General features: G+C 69.9%; 12 protein-coding genes. 1 reads left to right on the forward strand and 11 read right to left on the reverse strand.

Annotated elements, in window-relative coordinates:
• Positions 1-29: 29 nt before the first annotated feature.
• The 4 genes from ABID81_RS00220 to ABID81_RS00235 form a co-directional block, all read right to left on the reverse strand.
• Positions 30-5,849 carry an Ig-like domain-containing protein gene (locus ABID81_RS00220; protein WP_354592854.1) on the reverse strand — a complete coding sequence of 1,940 codons (5,820 nt, stop codon included), beginning with the start codon at positions 5,847-5,849 and terminating at the stop codon, positions 30-32.
• The gene (locus ABID81_RS00225; protein ID WP_354592855.1) at positions 5,849-7,270 is read right to left on the reverse strand and encodes a serine/threonine-protein kinase; all 1,422 of its coding nucleotides are present in this window, start codon (positions 7,268-7,270) and stop codon (positions 5,849-5,851) included. Before ABID81_RS00225 ends, ABID81_RS00220 begins: the two co-directional genes overlap by 1 nt.
• 173 nt (positions 7,271-7,443) lie before the next feature.
• Entirely contained in the window at positions 7,444-8,241 is a 798-nt protein-coding gene (locus ABID81_RS00230) for a PP2C family protein-serine/threonine phosphatase (RefSeq protein WP_354592856.1), read from the reverse strand.
• Positions 8,238-8,786, reverse strand: a complete 549-nt coding sequence (locus ABID81_RS00235) for an FHA domain-containing protein (protein ID WP_354592857.1) — start codon at positions 8,784-8,786, stop codon at positions 8,238-8,240. The genes ABID81_RS00230 and ABID81_RS00235 overlap by 4 nt, the downstream gene beginning before the upstream one ends.
• 192 nt (positions 8,787-8,978) lie before the next feature.
• On the opposite strand from ABID81_RS00235, the gene ABID81_RS00240 reads away from it, so the two are divergent.
• Positions 8,979-9,539, forward strand: a complete 561-nt coding sequence (locus ABID81_RS00240; protein ID WP_354592858.1) for a methylated-DNA--[protein]-cysteine S-methyltransferase — start codon at positions 8,979-8,981, stop codon at positions 9,537-9,539.
• Positions 9,540-9,587: 48 nt separating this feature from the next.
• Here ABID81_RS00240 and ABID81_RS00245 read toward each other — a convergent pair whose 3' ends face one another.
• The 7 genes from ABID81_RS00245 to ABID81_RS00275 are packed head-to-tail and all read right to left on the reverse strand — an operon-like array spanning position 9,588 to position 16,132.
• Positions 9,588-10,340: a YaaA family protein gene (locus tag ABID81_RS00245; RefSeq protein ID WP_354592859.1), complete on the reverse strand. Its 753-nt coding sequence runs from the start codon at positions 10,338-10,340 to the stop codon at positions 9,588-9,590.
• A 28-nt stretch (positions 10,341-10,368) separates the two neighbouring features.
• Positions 10,369-10,629, reverse strand: a complete 261-nt coding sequence (locus tag ABID81_RS00250; protein WP_056256999.1) for a F0F1 ATP synthase subunit epsilon — start codon at positions 10,627-10,629, stop codon at positions 10,369-10,371.
• 2 nt (positions 10,630-10,631) lie between these two features.
• On the reverse strand, positions 10,632-12,092 hold the full coding sequence (gene atpD, locus ABID81_RS00255) for a F0F1 ATP synthase subunit beta (RefSeq protein WP_354592860.1): 1,461 nt from the start codon (positions 12,090-12,092) through the stop codon (positions 10,632-10,634).
• A gap of 41 nt (positions 12,093-12,133) precedes the next feature.
• Positions 12,134-13,033 (reverse strand): F0F1 ATP synthase subunit gamma, encoded by a 900-nt coding sequence (locus tag ABID81_RS00260; RefSeq protein ID WP_043594511.1) that lies wholly within the window; start codon positions 13,031-13,033, stop codon positions 12,134-12,136.
• A gap of 44 nt (positions 13,034-13,077) precedes the next feature.
• Positions 13,078-14,715 carry a F0F1 ATP synthase subunit alpha gene (gene atpA / locus ABID81_RS00265; protein ID WP_354592861.1) on the reverse strand — a complete coding sequence of 546 codons (1,638 nt, stop codon included), beginning with the start codon at positions 14,713-14,715 and terminating at the stop codon, positions 13,078-13,080.
• Between the two features lie 59 nt (positions 14,716-14,774).
• On the reverse strand, positions 14,775-15,569 hold the full coding sequence (locus ABID81_RS00270; RefSeq protein ID WP_354592862.1) for a F0F1 ATP synthase subunit delta: 795 nt from the start codon (positions 15,567-15,569) through the stop codon (positions 14,775-14,777).
• A 2-nt stretch (positions 15,570-15,571) separates the two neighbouring features.
• On the reverse strand, positions 15,572-16,132 hold the full coding sequence (locus ABID81_RS00275; RefSeq protein ID WP_354592863.1) for a F0F1 ATP synthase subunit B: 561 nt from the start codon (positions 16,130-16,132) through the stop codon (positions 15,572-15,574).
• Between the last annotated feature and the right edge of the window lie 4 nt (positions 16,133-16,136).

The raw sequence follows: 16,136 nt of genomic DNA on the forward strand, positions 1-16,136 counted from the left end.
TGTCTCTCTCGTGGTGGAGGGTCACGTCGTCAGCCACAGCTTGCCGTGACCCAGTCGGACGCCGTCTGAGGATCGCCGGTCTCGGGGACGACCGTCACCCTGACGCGCGCCCCCGCCGCGTCGGCGGGGACGGCCCTCTGGTCCTCCGGATCGGCGTCGACCCAGTTGGCGATGCCGAGCACCAGGGGCACGTTGTACTGGATCTGGAAGGTCGTCGAGGTGGTCCCACCGCTGTTCCGGGGGTCGCTCGTGGCGAGGCGTCCCCCGGGCTGACACGAGTCGATGGTTCCGACGGTCTGGAGCGGCGTCACCCGCTGACTCGCGTCGGAGGTCAGGTTCGAGCACGACGACGCCCGGCAGGCCCGGAGGACGACGGACGCGTTGCGACCGTAGACCGACGAGTCGGCCAGCGAGGTCACGAACCCGTCGGCCGACGGGGTGACCCAGTCCTTGTCCGCGAACCTCGCTTGGTAGAAGACGCCCTGGGCGTCTCCGTCGACGCCGAGGTCCGTGACCCTCACGTCGAACTGGTCCCGACCGTTGTTCTCGACGCTGATCGTCCCGCGTGCCTTGCCCGGCAGACTGGCGACCGAGGTCGCCGACGCCGAACAGAACACGGTGTTGTCCGCGTGCACGAAGTAGGTGTAGCGCTTGCCGTTCTCCGCCGTCTTGTCGTCCGTCGGGCTCGAGGCCGACGAGGCGATCCTCGTCCGTGAGGTCGAGCAGTCGGTGCCCGTGGCCGTTCCCTCGGTCCGCCAGAGCGAATAGCTCACCGGGGCGGAACCGGCTGCGGACGCCGCGGACCACGAGACCCTGATCGTGCCGTCGGACTGGACGACCGCGCTCGGCGACGTCTGTCCGGGCGGACCGAAGGCCGAGGCCTGGGCGACGTCGCTCCGTGCCCAGTCGGCGTCGCTGCTGACCTGCGCCGAGTTCCGGGCGAACACCCGGAAGGTGTACTGCTGCCCCGGTGTCAGGCCGCCGACGACCGTGGACGCGGACACGGTGTCGCGTCGTGCGGGCGCGTTCTCACCGGTCATCTCGATCGTGTAGCCGATGACGGCGGTGCCGGGGCTCGGCTTCGGCACGGTGTTCCACGAGAGCTGGAGCTCACCCGCGTTGGCGGTCGGCACGGCCTTGACGCCGGTCGGTGCCGCCGGGACGTAGTCCGCGCTGTACGGTTCGCTCGAGGCGCTGGCGGCCGACTCGCCGATGCCGTTGACGGCGGTCACCGAGAAGCGGAAGGTCTGCTCGGGGTCGAGGTCGGTGAGGGTGCAGACCGTCGCCAGGCCGCAGTCCTTCGTGTACGAGCCGCCGGCGGACCCCGTGCCGGTCAGACGGTAACCCGTCAGGGGCGAGTTGTTGGCGGCGGGTGCCGTGTAGCTCAGCGTGAGCTGACCACCGGTGAACGTGCCCGTCCGCACGGGTGCGTTCGGCGCGTTCGGGACGTCCTGCACGCTGATCGTCACCGTGCCCCAGACGTACCGGTCGGGGTCGTTGGTCACGTCGGCGACCTGGTACTGCAGGCTCGTGTCGCCGGGGGCTGCCGAGGCGGCGACCGACACGGCGAGGCTGCGGTTGTCGCCGCTGGGGGTGATCGACACCCCTGACGGCACGGACCCGCCGTTCAGGCCGCGGATGGCCACGACCCGCAACGCCTGCCCGGGGAACGGGTTGGTCGCCTGGTCGTTCTGCAGGACGTCGACCGTGGTCGACGCCCCGCGTCGGACGACGGCCCGATCGGCGGCCGGCTGGGCGAGGGGCCGCGTCGACCCCACCACGGACAGCGTGACGGTGCCACCACGCCCCGGGTTGAGTGCATCGCTGACGGCGACGGGGAGTGTCCTGCTCGTCCCCCTGACCGTGCCCGCGTCGGCCGACACCGTGAGCTGTGAACCCGACAGATCGAAGCCGAAGCCCGCCAGGCCGCCCTGATCGACGGAGTAGCGCAGCTCGTCGACGTCGTCGGGGTACGGATAGGTGGTGAGGCGCGCGAGGTCGAGCGTCCGGGACTGCCCGGGTTCGAGATCGACCGAGACGCCGTTGAAGACCGGTGGCTGGTTCTCGCGCGAGGTGACGGTGATCGGCAGGACGAGCGACGCGGTCCGGCCGTCAGGGTCGTCCGCGGACCGGCCGTCGGTGACCTGGAACGAGATGGAGGCCGTGCCGGAGAACAGGTCGGCCGAGGTGAAGCGGAGGGTCGTGTCGTCGACGACGAGGTCGTCTCCGTTCGAGTTGGTCGCGCGGACCGTCCCGGGGTCGGTGAGGCGCACGCCGTTGGTCCCGGCCGAGATGACGTAGCGGTTCAGGTCGATGGTGACGGCCTTCTCGCTCTCGACCGAGAGGGGGCGGACCGTCCGGTCGATCTGGGGCAGGGCGTCGTCGAATCCGGGCACCACGATGAAGGCGTAGGCCCTGATGCCGGGGTCGTCCTTCCGTGAGACGGAGAACGGGATGATCTGGCTGGAGTCCGTGATGCGGACGGTGACCCTCGAGTTCGGAGTCACCTCCGCGGTCGTCCCGAAGCCCGGCTCGAGGCCGAGATCGAGTCGCGACGTGCTGCCGTCCGAGAAGAAGACGTTGGTGAGGGGGTTCACGGTGACGGTCTGACGGCCGGCGATGTCGCTCAGGCCGAGCACGGTGTCGTCGGCAAGCGGGTAGTTGAGCGGCGCGTCCGGGTCGACCGTGACCGTGACGAAGGTGGAGCTCTGCCCGCCTTGTTGGTTCGACACGGTGTAGACGAGGCCGTAGGTCCCCGGCGACTCGGGGGGCGTCACCGACACCATCGTCCCCGACACCACCTCGGCCACGATGCCCTCGCCGTTGGGCTCGACGGCATCGACCGACAACGCGCCGCCGTCGGGATCGGAGTCGTTGTCGAGCACGCGGACGGTGATGGAACCCCCGGGACGCATGGTCACGGCGTCGGCCACGGCGATCGGGTCGCGCGAACCGTCGGCGCGGGTCGAGATGCCCACCCGGACCGTTCCCGTCGCCCGGGCGCCCAGACCGTCGACCACGGTGTAGGTGAACGAGTCCGTGCCCGCCGAACTGGCGTTCGCCTGGTACTCGACGTAGTCGGTCCCGACCGTCGAGACGCTTCCCTTCTCGGGGTTCGTCCCGACCCCGAGCAGTTGCACCGAGTCGCCGTCGGGATCGACGCCGTCGAGGGGGATGCCGACGCGGACGGTCTCACCGGCGACGACACGTGCCGTCACGGCCTGCGGCGCGGGGGCCGCGTTGCTCCCGGCGTCGACCTCCCTGACCGCGATGGCGACCTGGGCCGACGCCCGCTGCCCGTCCGGACCCTCGACGGTGTACGTCGCGGTCACGTTGCCCGGGCTCGACGGAGCGAGGTAGCGCAGACGGTTGCCCGACGCGAACAGCAGGCCGCTGCCCGCGGGCACGTCGGTCTCGAGCCGAGGCACCAGGGCCAGTTCGTCCCCGTCTGGCTGCTCGTCGTTGGCGAGCACGTCGATGTCGATGGAGTCACCCACCCGGACGGTCACCTGGTCGTCGGTCGCGATCGGAGGTTGCGTGATCGCCCGCCGCGGGATCTCGACGACCGTCACGGTGCCGACCGCCGAGGCGAGGCCGTTGCTGACGGTGTAACCGAACGTGACCGGGCCGTCCTCGAGGGGAGCCGTGAGCGTCACGCGCGCGTAACGCTGGTCGAGCGTCTCGACCTTCACGCCGGACGAGGCGGGGACGACGTCGGTCGCCGTGAGCATGAGCACGTTGTTGGCGGGATCGCGATCCGTCGCGACGACGTCGAGGGTCTGCGTGCCGAGGGTCTCGACGAAGACGGTCTTCGGCGTGGTGATCGGTGGCGTGCCCGCGTCCGGAGGTGACTGCACGTCGACGCGCACCGTGCCCGTCGCGGTCTGGTCACCGTCCGTCACCGTGTACTCGAGGAGGTGGGTGCCGGGTGCGTCGCTCGCGAAGCGGAACGTGCCCTGTTCGTAGTTGGGTGTGATGCTCACGTCGGCTTTGGCCGGCACGCTGTTCAGCTTGATCGTCCCGGTGCCACCACGAGCGTACGTGAGGGGCCGCACGGTGAGCTGTTGGCCCGCGTAGGCCTGCTGGGAGAAGGGAAGGGCCTCGAGGGGCACCTGCCCGGGCCCCATGATGGTGACCGCGAGCGAACCCCGCCCTTCGTCCCGACCGTCGGAGACGGTCAGCGGCACGTCGACGGCCGCCTCGCCCGCGCCGGAGTCCTGGTAGACGACGTCTCCGGACGGCTTGTACGACACGCCCGCCGTTCCGCCCGCCGAGGTGAGGTAGAAGGCGTCACCGTCGGGGTCGACCCAGTCGCCCAGCACCGACGACGTGACGCGTCCGGACGACGACACCGAGGCCGTCGTCTGACGCACCTGCTGGGGTGCCGAGTTCTCTGCGGGCTGACGGACGGTGACGGTCACGGTGGCGGTCGCCTGACCGCCCCGGCCGTCGGAGATCGTGTAGTCGAACGAGAACGTGCCCGAGGCGGTGTCGGGAAGCGTCAGCAGCACCTGCTGACGGTCGTTGACCAGGTCGATCCGGCCCACCGACCCGGCGAGCGTCTCGGCCTGCTCGACGACGAGCGGGTCGCCGTTCGGGTCGTAGTCGTTCAGCAGGACGGGCAGGGTGCTCGCACGTCCCGGCCGGGCTCCGAAGGCGTCGTCGACGGCGATCGGGGCCTTCTGGTCGGGGTCGAGCTCGGGAGGTCGCTCGTCGTCGTTCTCTTGTTGCTCTTCTCGATCGCGGTCTTCTTGGAAGAGGTCGGACCAGTTGTCGATCAACTGGCCGGATCGCTGCACGGCCCAGGACCGGCCGGTCGCCGGGTCGTTCAGCACGACGCGGCGCTCGTTGACGTCGAAGACCAGGTCCGCCCCTCCGGGCACCTCGTCGAGGGCGAGGACTCCCCCGCGCGTCGACGCGCAATCGCTCCAGGCCGAGCCGCCGGCCCAGGCGGCGTAGCGGCAGTCGTCGACGACGACGGGCCGCGTGGGCTTGCCGTCTCGGCCGTCGACCACCTCGGTGACGCGGTCGCCGTCGAAGGAGACGGACAGCAGCCCCGTGGACGTCGCCACCATCACGCCGTCCCCCGTGTCGGACCCGGCCTGCAGGGCGAGTCCGCCCGAGACGCGGTCGGAGAGGTCGACCCGACGGCCGTCGACCACGAGGGCGCCGGTCACGGTGTCGAGGACCGCCCAGTGGTCGCCCACGGAGGCGACCTGCTGACCGGACGACGAGGCGGCCGGCACGTCGTGGGTCTCGGCGACGTCGGGCGACACCGTCCCGTCGAAGACCGACACCTCGCCGGTGTCGGTCGAGTAGGCGGCCACCGTGCCCCGGGGCGTGACGCTGGTGACCAGGCCCTTGCCGAGGCTCAGGTCGGGGTCGACCTCGTTGCTGAAGGACGGCAGTTCGGCGACGGGCTGGCTCCACACCTCGCCCGTCCCCTGCGACACGACCAGTGCCCGGTCGCCGGCGATCGACACCTCGGGCGACTCGGGCGGCAACGGGACGCTCTCGGCGATCTCGGCCGTCGCGGTGTCGACGATGCCGACCGTGGCGTTGCCGCGGTCGACGAGCAGGACGTCCTGGCCCCGCTGGGCGACGGAGATGTCGGCCCCGCTGCTGCGGACCGCCGAGTTCAGCTGGAGCACGTCGGTGTTCGCCCGCCCGATCGCCGCGCGATCGCCGCTGGCCACCCACACGGTGCCGTCGGACAGGTCGAGCCGCTGCGCCTCGTAGCCGGAACTGGCCACGGCGACCGTGGTCACGAGGGTGGCGACCACGATGACGCCGACGCCGGTCGCGACCGCCGACCGCCGACGCGAGGCCCAGTCGAGCAGACGCCCCATCAGCCCTGGCCCGCCGTCGCGCAGTTCTCGTTGCTGGCCGGCCCGGTCGACCCGCCGCGACTGACGGTGACGGTGATGCAGACCTCGTCACCAGGATCGGCCGGCGTGGCGACGAAACGGTCGGCGGACTGCTGGCTCGTCTGCCCACCGGTCGAGATCACGTAGGTGTCGCCCGCTCGGAGGCCGGGGTCGCTCCAGCTGAACACGACGGACGCACCATCGCTCGACGACGCGACGTCGGACACCCGGGGGATCTCGGTCGACGTCGACCGGACCAGCACGAGGGTCGCCGTGGCGGCCAGGCCGATGCCCACGACCGCCGCCGCGACGAGGGACCAGACGACCACGAGCATGGTGCGGTTGCGTGCCGGCCGGGTGCCGGTGCTGCGGGGCACCGCGCGGCTCTGCTGCAGCGAGACGCCCTGCTGCGCCTGGACCTGGGCCTCGGTGGCGCGACGTCGGCGACGTCGGCGCGACGCCTGGACGGGCTTGACCCCCCGGAGGCGCGTCTTGTCCTCGAGGTCGGCGACGGTGGCGAGGGCCCAGTCGTCGACGGCCACCTCGATGGGCGTCTGGGCGACGCCGAGCTCGCTCTCGACCTGCTGGAGTTCGCGCACGAACTCGAGCACGCTGGCCTGACGCTGCTCGGGCCGCCGGGACATGGACCGTGCGAGCAGACGCTCGAGCGTCGGAGGGACGTCGGTCCGGCCCGTCGGCACGAGCTTCGCCTTGTCGATGCGGCCGATGAGGTCGGACGCGCCGTTCTTGTCGCCGCCCAGCACCTCGAAGGGGCTCCGCCCCGCCAGCAACGAGTAGACGGTCGCACCGAGCGACCACACCTCGGACTCGATCGTGCCGTTCGTCTCGTCGAGCAGCACCTCGGGTGCGGACCACGGGATCGACATGCCGACGACCTCTTGCGGTTCGCTCTCGCTGAGGGAGGCGGCGATGCCGAAGTCGGACAGGACCGGATGGCCGTAGGCCGTCATCAGGATGTTGGAGGGCTTGAGGTCGCGGTGCAGCACGCCTTGACGGTGCGCGGTCTCGACCGCGCTGCCGATCTTGACGCCGATGCGCAGCACGTCGGCGACGGGGATGCGGTCGCGGCGGTACCGCTCGCTGAGGGACGACGAGCAGAGCTCCATCACGAGGTACGGGCGCCCGTCGGCCGAGACGCTCGCCTGGAACACCGTGAGGATCGACGGATGCGCGCTCAGCTGGGCCATGAGGTTGGCCTCGGCCTGGAACATCTGTCGGACCTGGTCGTTCACGACCTCGCTCAACATGACCTTGACGGCGACCTGACGGCGGGGCATGTTCTGCTCGTACAGGAAGACGTCGGCGAAACCACCCGACCCGAGGACGCGGACGTGCGAGAAACCCGGCAGCACGGGCGGCGCGGACGGCAGTCGTCGTGCCACGTCGCCTCCTCGGGGATCGGTGCGGGGTCGGCTCGGCAGAGCCGGTCGGCGTCGGTCCGACCGCAGTCATTCTAAGCGGCGGCCGCCGACGCCCGAGAGGCCTGCCCACCCGCCTGTGGACGGGCCCTGTCCCCCCACTTCGGGGGACGAGGCGTCCGGACGGGCCCGAACGGCTACTCGGCGACCGGCGTCGACCTGCCGCGGACGTCGACGACGACGGCCGTCACGTTGTCGCGGCCTCCCGCCTCGACGGCGGCCTCGACGAGGGCCGTCGCGGCCGGTTCGGCCCCCTCGACACTCGCCAGGAGGTCGGCGATCCGAGCTGCCGACAGCTCTTTCGTCAGGCCGTCGGAGCAGACCAGGAGGCGCAGGCCCGGTCGAGCGGGCAGGCGCCAGTAGTCGGGCCGGGGGTCGACGTCGAAGCCGACGGCCCGGGTGATGACGTTGCTGTCGGGGTGCTTCTCGGCGTCGTCCGCGTGCAGGAGCCCGGCGTCGACCATCTCTTGGACGACCGAGTGGTCCACCGTCACCTGCCGCAGTCGACCGTCCTCGAACAGGTAGACCCGCGAGTCGCCCACGTTGAAGACCGTGAACTCGACGCCACCGTCGTCGCCGTCACGCGAGAGGAACGCCCCGGTCGCCGTCGTCCCGACCCCGAGCTCGGTGTCGGCTGCCGCCACGGCGATGTCCTCGGTGGCGACCCTCAGCGCCGCCTCGACGTCGTCGGTGGTGGCGAAGGGTCGTGACCGGATCTCGCTCATGCGGCGGACGACGGCGTCGCTCGCGACGTCGCCCGCGCTGTGCCCGCCCATCCCGTCCGCGACCACGAAGAGGGGCGACTCGGCCAGGTAGCTGTCCTCGTTGTGGGCGCGACGACGACCGACGTCGGTCACCCCCGCCCAGTCGAGGGTCAGCCCGACGTCGTCGAGTCCGAGGGCATGGGCGGTCGTGGGTCGGCCGAGCTCTGTCACAGGAGGGGTTCTTTCGTCGGGATGAGGCGCTGGGGAGGCAGGATCTCGAGAAGGTTCCCGTCACCTACGTCCACTATCGTGCCTGCACGCGCCACGAGCGACTCGCCTTGCCGCAGACTCACGGGAACGCGTCCCGGCTCGGTCACCCGCGTGCCGTTGGTCGAGCGCAGGTCGGTGACGACCACGGTCTCGCCCTGCTGGCGCACCTCGACGTGCGAGCCCGACACCTCGTGGGTCGCCGACGGCACGACCAGCAGACGGGGGGCGACGCCGTCGACCACGCGGGGCGCGGTCGGACTGCGACCCACCACGACGGGCACGTCGAGGAGCACCTCGTGCCCGGCGACGCGCAGTCCGTGGAGGCGCGGTGCCGGTCGGCCGGACCCACGGGGACCCTGCCCCGTCGCCGGCGTCGACCGGCCCCGAGCCCGCAGGACCGTGTCGTCGTCGTCGGCCACGGCGGGCGGCGTTCGGGGGCGGACGACGACCGTGTCCTCGACCCCGTGGAGGTCGTGCCACGGATCGGACGGTCGTTCGGTGGACATGCGGCTCCTCTCACCGGCGTCCGGCGAGGACGCCGACCGACACGACGACCACGCTACCGCCCGTCCCCGGCACGGCGACGACGGGACGAGGCTCGTCCGACGTGTCCTCCCCAGGCACGCGACCCCGCGCCTCCGTCCACATCCTCGGAGCGCACCGGCATCGGGTGCAGCCCCACGCCCTAGCGTGACGCCATGACCGACCTCGTCCTCGTGCCTCCGCTGCCACCCGGCCCGGCGGCCGACGACGAGCCACCGGGGCTCGTCCGGCTCGACTCCCCCGTCGGGCGCATCGAGATCGTCAGCCGTCACTTCGCGGTCGAGGCCCTGGCCGTCGAGCAGCACGGTGAACTGCCCCACGACCACCTGCCCGAGCGACCCGACAGCCTGCTCGACGCCGCCCGACGACAGGTGGACGGCTACTTCGACGGCGTCCGCACCCGTTTCGACCTGCCGTTGCGTCTCGTCGGGTCGACCTTCCAGCGCTCCGTCTGGTCGGCGTTGCTCGAGGTCGAATGGGGCTCGTCCACGACCTACGGGCGGCTGGGGGGCACCTTCGGCAACCCTCGGGCCGGGCGCGCCGTCGGCGGGGCGGTGGCCGCCAACCCGATGCCCCTGCTCGTGCCGTGCCACCGCGTCCTCGGCAGGACGGGCGGGGTCACCGGCTACACCGTCGGCGCAGGTGCCGAGACGAAGAAGTGGCTGCTCCGCCACGAAGGCATCGCCTTCCGTGACGGCCCCGTCCCCCTCGACTGACGGCTGCCCGTCGAGCACGTGTCGGTGACCGGTCCGCCGGGGACGACGTCAGGCGGCGTCGAGGACCGACTCGGCCACGAGCACGGTCTCGAGCCCCGGCTCGATGACGAAACCGCGTCCCCGGGCCCAGTCCGCCAGGTCGTGCACGTCCGCGAGGTCGGGCCGGTCCGTCAAGAGGGCCCGGACGAACAACCCCTTCGACTTCTTGTTGAAGTGGTTCAGGGCGCGACGCCGGTCGCCGGCGTCCGACACGACCCGGACGTACGTCGATCCGTCACCCGCGGGCCCGAGGCCGACGTAGCCCTCGGATCGGAGATCGACGACGGGCTCGTCCAGGCCCGCGAGGACGCCGGACACCGGCGCGCGCCACACCTTCTTCAGGGTCGTCCCGCCGACCTTCGAGTCGTGCGACAGACGGTAGGCGGGGATCTCGTCGGCAGCGCGCACCAACCCGAACAGGGCCGAGTGCACCACGACGTGCCGCTGCGCCCACCGCCACGATGCGGCGTCGAGGCTCGACACGTCGAGCGGGTCGAAGAGCACGCCGGTGTAGCGCGCCAGCGCCGGCATCGTCGGCGACGACGACACGACCCGGTTGCGCTCGATCTCGTGGGCCTGCGTCGGGCCGAGCCTCAACGCCCGGGCCGCAGCCACGTCGTCACGCGTCATCTCGTGGAGAAGGGACAAGGAGGCGCGGCGCGGCGCCTCGAGGGCCCCGAACGACAGTCCCGTCACGTCCAGTCGTGAACCAGCGCTGCCCCCGTCGAGTTTGGTCTCGGACGGGGGCAGCAGGAACAGCATGGATCGAGGTGGAGCGGACGGACCGACGTCAGTTCAGCTGCGCGTTGCGCGCGACGACCGTGACGGTGTCGTTCTCGACGGACAGGAACCCGTCGTCGGCGGTGGCCTCGACGGTGCTGCCGTCGGACAACCGGACCCTGACCTGGCCCGAGGCCAGGATCGCCAGGATCGGCTCGTGGCCGGGGAGGATTCCGATCTCACCCTCGGCGGTGCGAGCGACGATCGACGACGCCTCGCCCGACCACACCTCGTGGTCGGCCGAGACGACGCTGACAGTGAGAGCAGCCACGATCAGCCGTTCTCCTTCTGGATCTGAGCCCACTTCTCTTCGACGTCCGAGATCGAGCCGACGTTGAAGAACGCCTGCGTGGCGACGTGGTCGAACTCACCGTCGGCGATCGCCGTGAACGACTCGATGGTGTCCTTCAGGGGGACGGTCGAGCCCTCGACACCGGTGAACTTCTTCGCCATGTAGGTGTTCTGCGACAGGAACTGCTGGATGCGGCGTGCACGCGACACCGTGATCTTGTCTTCCTCGGACAGCTCGTCGACACCGAGGATGGCGATGATCTCCTGCAGCTCTTTGTTCTTCTGCAGGATCGCCTTGACCCGGATGGCGGTGTCGTAGTGCGCCTGGCCCAGGTAGCGGGGGTCGAGGATGCGGCTCGTCGACGTCAGCGGGTCGATCGCCGGGTACAGACCCTGCGACGCGATCTCACGCGACAGCTCGGTGGTCGCGTCGAGGTGCGCGAACGTCGTGGCCGGCGCCGGGTCGGTGTAGTCGTCGGCCGGAACGTAGATCGCCTGCAGCGAGGTGATCGAGTGACCACGCGTCGACGTGATGCGCTCCTGGAGCACGCCCATCTCGTCGGCGAGGTTGGGCTGGTAGCCCACGGCGGACGGCATGCGGCCGAGCAACGTCGAGACCTCGGAACCGGCCTGCGTGAAGCGGAAGATGTTGTCGATGAAGAGCAACACGTCCTGCTTCTGCACGTCGCGGAAGTACTCGGCCATGGTGAGAGCCGAGAGCGCGACGCGGAGACGGGTTCCCGGCGGCTCGTCCATCTGGCCGAAGACCAAGGCGGTCTTGTCGAAGACGCCCGCCTCGTCCATCTCGGCGATGAGGTCGTTGCCCTCACGGGTGCGCTCACCGACACCGGCGAACACCGAGACACCACCGTGGTCCTGCGCGACACGCTGGATCATCTCTTGGATGAGCACCGTCTTGCCGACGCCGGCACCACCGAACAGGCCGATCTTGCCACCCTGCACGTAGGGCGTGAGCAGGTCGATGGACTTGATGCCGGTCTCGAAGAGCTGCGTCTTCGACTCGAGCTGGTCGAACTGCGGCGGCTTGCGGTGGATCGGCCAGCGCTCGGTGATCTCGACCGTCTCGTCACCCTCGAGGTTGAGGATCTCACCCGTGACGCTGAAGACCTTGCCCTTGGTCACGTCGCCGACGGGCACCGAGATGGGTGCGCCGGTGTCGATGACCTCCTGCCCGCGGACGATGCCGTCGGTGGGCTTGAGGGCGATGGCACGGACGAGGTCGTCACCGAGGTGCTGGGCGACCTCGAGCGTGATCTGCGTGGTGGTGTCACCGATGGTGATCTTGGTGGTCAGCGCGTTGTAGACGCCGGGGATGGCATCGTGCGGGAACTCGATGTCGACGACGGGGCCCGTGACCCGGGCGATGCGCCCGACGCCGGGAGCCGACTCGGTCGCGACCGGTGCGGTTGCGGTGTCAGTCATGGCTTCTCTCTCTTCGGATGATGATGCTGTGGTGCAGAGCTCTACTTGGCCGACCCGAGGGCGTCTGCGCCGCCCACGATCTCGGAGATCTGCTGCGTGATCTCGGCCTGACGCGCGTTGTTCGCGAGGCGGGTGAAGTCGCGGATGAGGGTGTCGGCGTTGTCGCTGGCAGCCTTCATGGCCTTCTGTCGAGCGGCGTGCTCTGAAGCGGCCGACTGCAGCATGGCGTTGAAGATGCGGCTCTCGATGTAGACCGGGAGCAGGGCGTCCAGCACCTCGGTCGGGTCGGGCTCGAAGTCGTACAGCGGGAGGACCTCGTCCTCGCCGGGCTCCTCGATGCCCTCGACGACTTCAAGGGGCAGCAGCCGGACGACCTCGGGAACCTGGCTGACCATGTTCACGAAGCGGTTGTAGACGATGTGGATCTCGTCCACGCCACCCTCGGCCGCCTCGGTGAGGAACTTCGACACCACCGCGTCGCCGATCTCCTTCGCCGTGGCGAACTCGGGCTGGTCGGTGTTGCCCGTCCAGACCTGCTCGGCGTCACGTCGACGGAAGGCGAAGTACCCCTGGGCCTTGCGACCCACCAGGTAGTAGACGACCTCTTTGCCCTGGCTGCGCAGCAGCTGTGCCAGCTGCTCGCTCTCTTTCAGCGTGTTCGAGCTGAACGCACCGTTCAGACCGCGGTCGGACGTGAACACGACGATCGCGGCTCGCTCGACCGTCTCGGGCTCGGTGGTCAGCACGTGGTCGACGTCCGAGAACGTCGCCACGGCCGACACCGCCCGGGTGATGGCCCGCGAGTACGGCCCGGAAGCCTTCATCCGGGCCTGCGCCTTCTGGATGCGCGAGGCCGAGATGAGCTCCATCGCGCGAGTGACCTTCTTGGTCGTCTGCGCAGAGCGGATCCTCTGCCGGTAGACCCGGAGTTGGGCTCCCATTACTCTCCTGTTGTCTCGTCAGTCGTGAACGTCGGACGGGCGCGTCAGCGCTTCGTCTTGACGATCTTCTCCTGGTTGACGTCGTCGGCGTCGGTGGCCTGGAACTCTTCGCGTCCGACCGAGGCGAGCGGCTTGCCCTCACCGGTCTGGAACTCCTGCTTGAACGAGTCGATGCCGCTCTCGAGGGCCGCGACGATCTCGTCGGTCAGGACGTTCTTCTCCCGCAGGTCGGACAGCACCGAGGTGTTGCGACCCATGTAGTCGAGCAGCTCGCGCTCGAAGCGCAGGATGTCGGGAACGGGGACCTCGTCGAGCTTGCCGTTCGTGCCGGCCCAGATCGAGACGACCTGGTCCTCGACGGGGTACGGCGAGTACTGCGGCTGCTTGAGCAGCTCGGTGAGGCGGGCACCACGGGCGAGCTGACGGCGGCTCGCCGCGTCGAGGTCGGACGCGAACATCGCGAAGGCCTCGAGCGAGCGGTACTGGGCGAGCTCGAGCTTGAGCGTGCCGGAGACCTTCTTGATCGACTTCACCTGGGCGTCGCCACCGACTCGCGACACCGAGATGCCGACGTCGACCGCGGGACGCTGGTTGGCGTTGAACAGGTCGGACTGCAGGAAGATCTGGCCGTCGGTGATCGAAATGACGTTGGTCGGGATGTACGCCGAGACGTCGTTGGCCTTGGTCTCGATGATGGGCAGACCCGTCATCGAGCCGGCACCGAGCTCGTCGGACAGCTTCGCGCAACGCTCCAGCAGACGCGAGTGCAGGTAGAAGACGTCACCCGGGTACGCCTCGCGTCCCGGCGGGCGGCGGAGCAGCAGCGACACGGCACGGTAGGCCTCGGCCTGCTTCGACAGGTCGTCGAAGATGATCAGGACGTGCTTGCCGCTGTACATCCAGTGCTGGCCGATGGCCGAACCGGTGTAGGGAGCGAGGTACTTGAAGCCGGCGGGGTCGGATGCCGGAGCCGCGACGATCGTCGTGTACTCCATGGCGCCGGCCTCTTCGAGGGCACCCTTCACCGAGGCGATGGTCGAACCCTTCTGACCGATGGCGACGTAGATGCAGCGGACCTGCTTGTTCTCGTCGCCGGACTCCCAGTTGGCCTTCTGGTTGATGATCGTGTCGATCGCGATCGCCGTCTTGCCGGTCTGGCGGTCGCCGATGATGAGCTGACGCTGGCCACGGCCGACGGGGATCATGGCGTCGATGGCCTTGATGCCGGTCTGCATCGGCTCGTGGACCGACTTGCGCTGCATGACGCCGGGAGCCTGGAGCTCGAGGGCGCGACGCCCCTCGGTGGCGATGTCGCCGAGGCCGTCGATGGGAGCGCCCAGCGGGTCGACGACGCGACCCAGGTAGCCGTCTCCGACCGGGACGGACAGGACCTCACCCGTGCGGGTGACCTCCATGCCCTCTTCGATCCCGGAGAACTCGCCGAGCACGATGGCGCCGATCTCGTCCTCGTCGAGGTTCTGGGCCAGGCCCTGCGTGCCGTCCGCGAAGCGGATGAGCTCGTTCGCCATGACGCCGGGGAGTCCCTCGACGTGGGCGATGCCGTCGGCTGCGTCCGTGACGTGGCCGACCTCGGTGGTCGAGGCCTTCGAGGGCTCGTACGACGAGACGAAGTCCTTCAGCGCGTCGCGAATCTCATCCGGGCTGATCTTGATGTCTGCCATTGTGATTCCTATTCGTAGCGAGGCTTCGGGAGGCCTCGAGTCTGTGTGTGAGAGCGTGACTAGCCGGCGAGCTGCAGGCGGAGCAGGCTGAGCTTGGTCGCGACGGTGCCGTCGATGACCTCGTCGCCCACCTGGACGCGGAGACCGCCCACGACGGCGGGGTCGACGACCTGGTTGATGCGCAGGCTACGCCCGAACTGCTTGGCCAAGCCCTGTTGCAAGCGCGTGACGTGGGCGTCGTCGAGGACGACGGCGCTCGTGACGGTGGCGACGAGCTGGTCCGACTGGTCGGCGACGACGTCGGCCGCGTGACGCAGCAGTTCTCCGATGCGACGACCGCGGGGTTGGCGGACCAGGTGCATGACGATCACCACGGTCTGCCGACTGGCCTTGCCTCCGAGCAGCCGCTCGACGAGCGCCGCCTTGGCGGCGGGGTCGCCGAGCTTGGAACCGATGGCCAGTTCGAGCTGCGCGTCGGTGCGGACGGCGGCGTCGAAGGCGAAGAGCTCGTTCTCGATGCTGCTGTCGGCCGGGACCGTCGAGGCGATCGCACGGAAGGCGACCTCTTCGATGCCGGCGAGCAGGTCGTCGGACGACGACCAGCGGCTGCCGACGACGGACACGAGCAGAGCACGCGTCGAATCGGAGAACGACCCGAAGAGCCGGTCGAGCAACTGCTTCTTCGTGACGACGTCGACGGCGGGGTCGGCGAGGTACGACTGCAGCTGGACGGAACCCCCGACGACCCGACCGGCGTCGAGCAGCTGCTCGCCCGTCGTCAAGTCGACCGACCCGCCGAGGTCGGACAGGACCGCCCGCGCCGAGCCGAGTGCTTCTCGGGACATGGAACCCATCGTCAGTTGCCCGCCTTAGCGTTCTCGTCCGCCTCGAGGTCGGCCAGGAACCGGTCGACCACGGCCGACGCCTTGGCGTCGTCGCTGAGCGACTCGCCGATGACGCCGGAGGCGAGGTCGATGGCCAGCGAACCGACCTCGGACCGCAGGGACGCGACGGCGGCCTGACGCTCGGCCTCGATCTGGGCGTGGGCGGAGGCGGTGATGCGGTCGGCATCGGCCTGCGCCTGCTGCTTCAGCTCGGCGATGATCTCGTTGCCCTCGGCTCGCGCAGCCTCACGGATGCGAGCGGCCTCGGCACGGGCGTCGGCCAGCTGCTTCTTGTATTCGTCGAGGGCCTTGGCCGCTTCGGCCTGGGCGGCCTCGGCGTGCTTGATGCCGCCTTCGATGCGCTCGGCACGCTCGTCGAGGATCTTGCGGAACCTGGGGATCGCGAAGAGCCCGAAGAACGCAGCGATGACCACGAAGACGACCAAGGACCAGAGGATGTCGTAACCAGCGGGGAAGAAGATGGCGGCGCCTTCGGGCGCACCACCCTCGGCCGCGAGGATCGTCTCGATCATCGGT

It is taken from the genome of Frigoribacterium sp. PvP054, from assembly GCF_040547465.1.
In the GTDB taxonomy this organism is placed as follows: domain Bacteria; phylum Actinomycetota; class Actinomycetes; order Actinomycetales; family Microbacteriaceae; genus Frigoribacterium.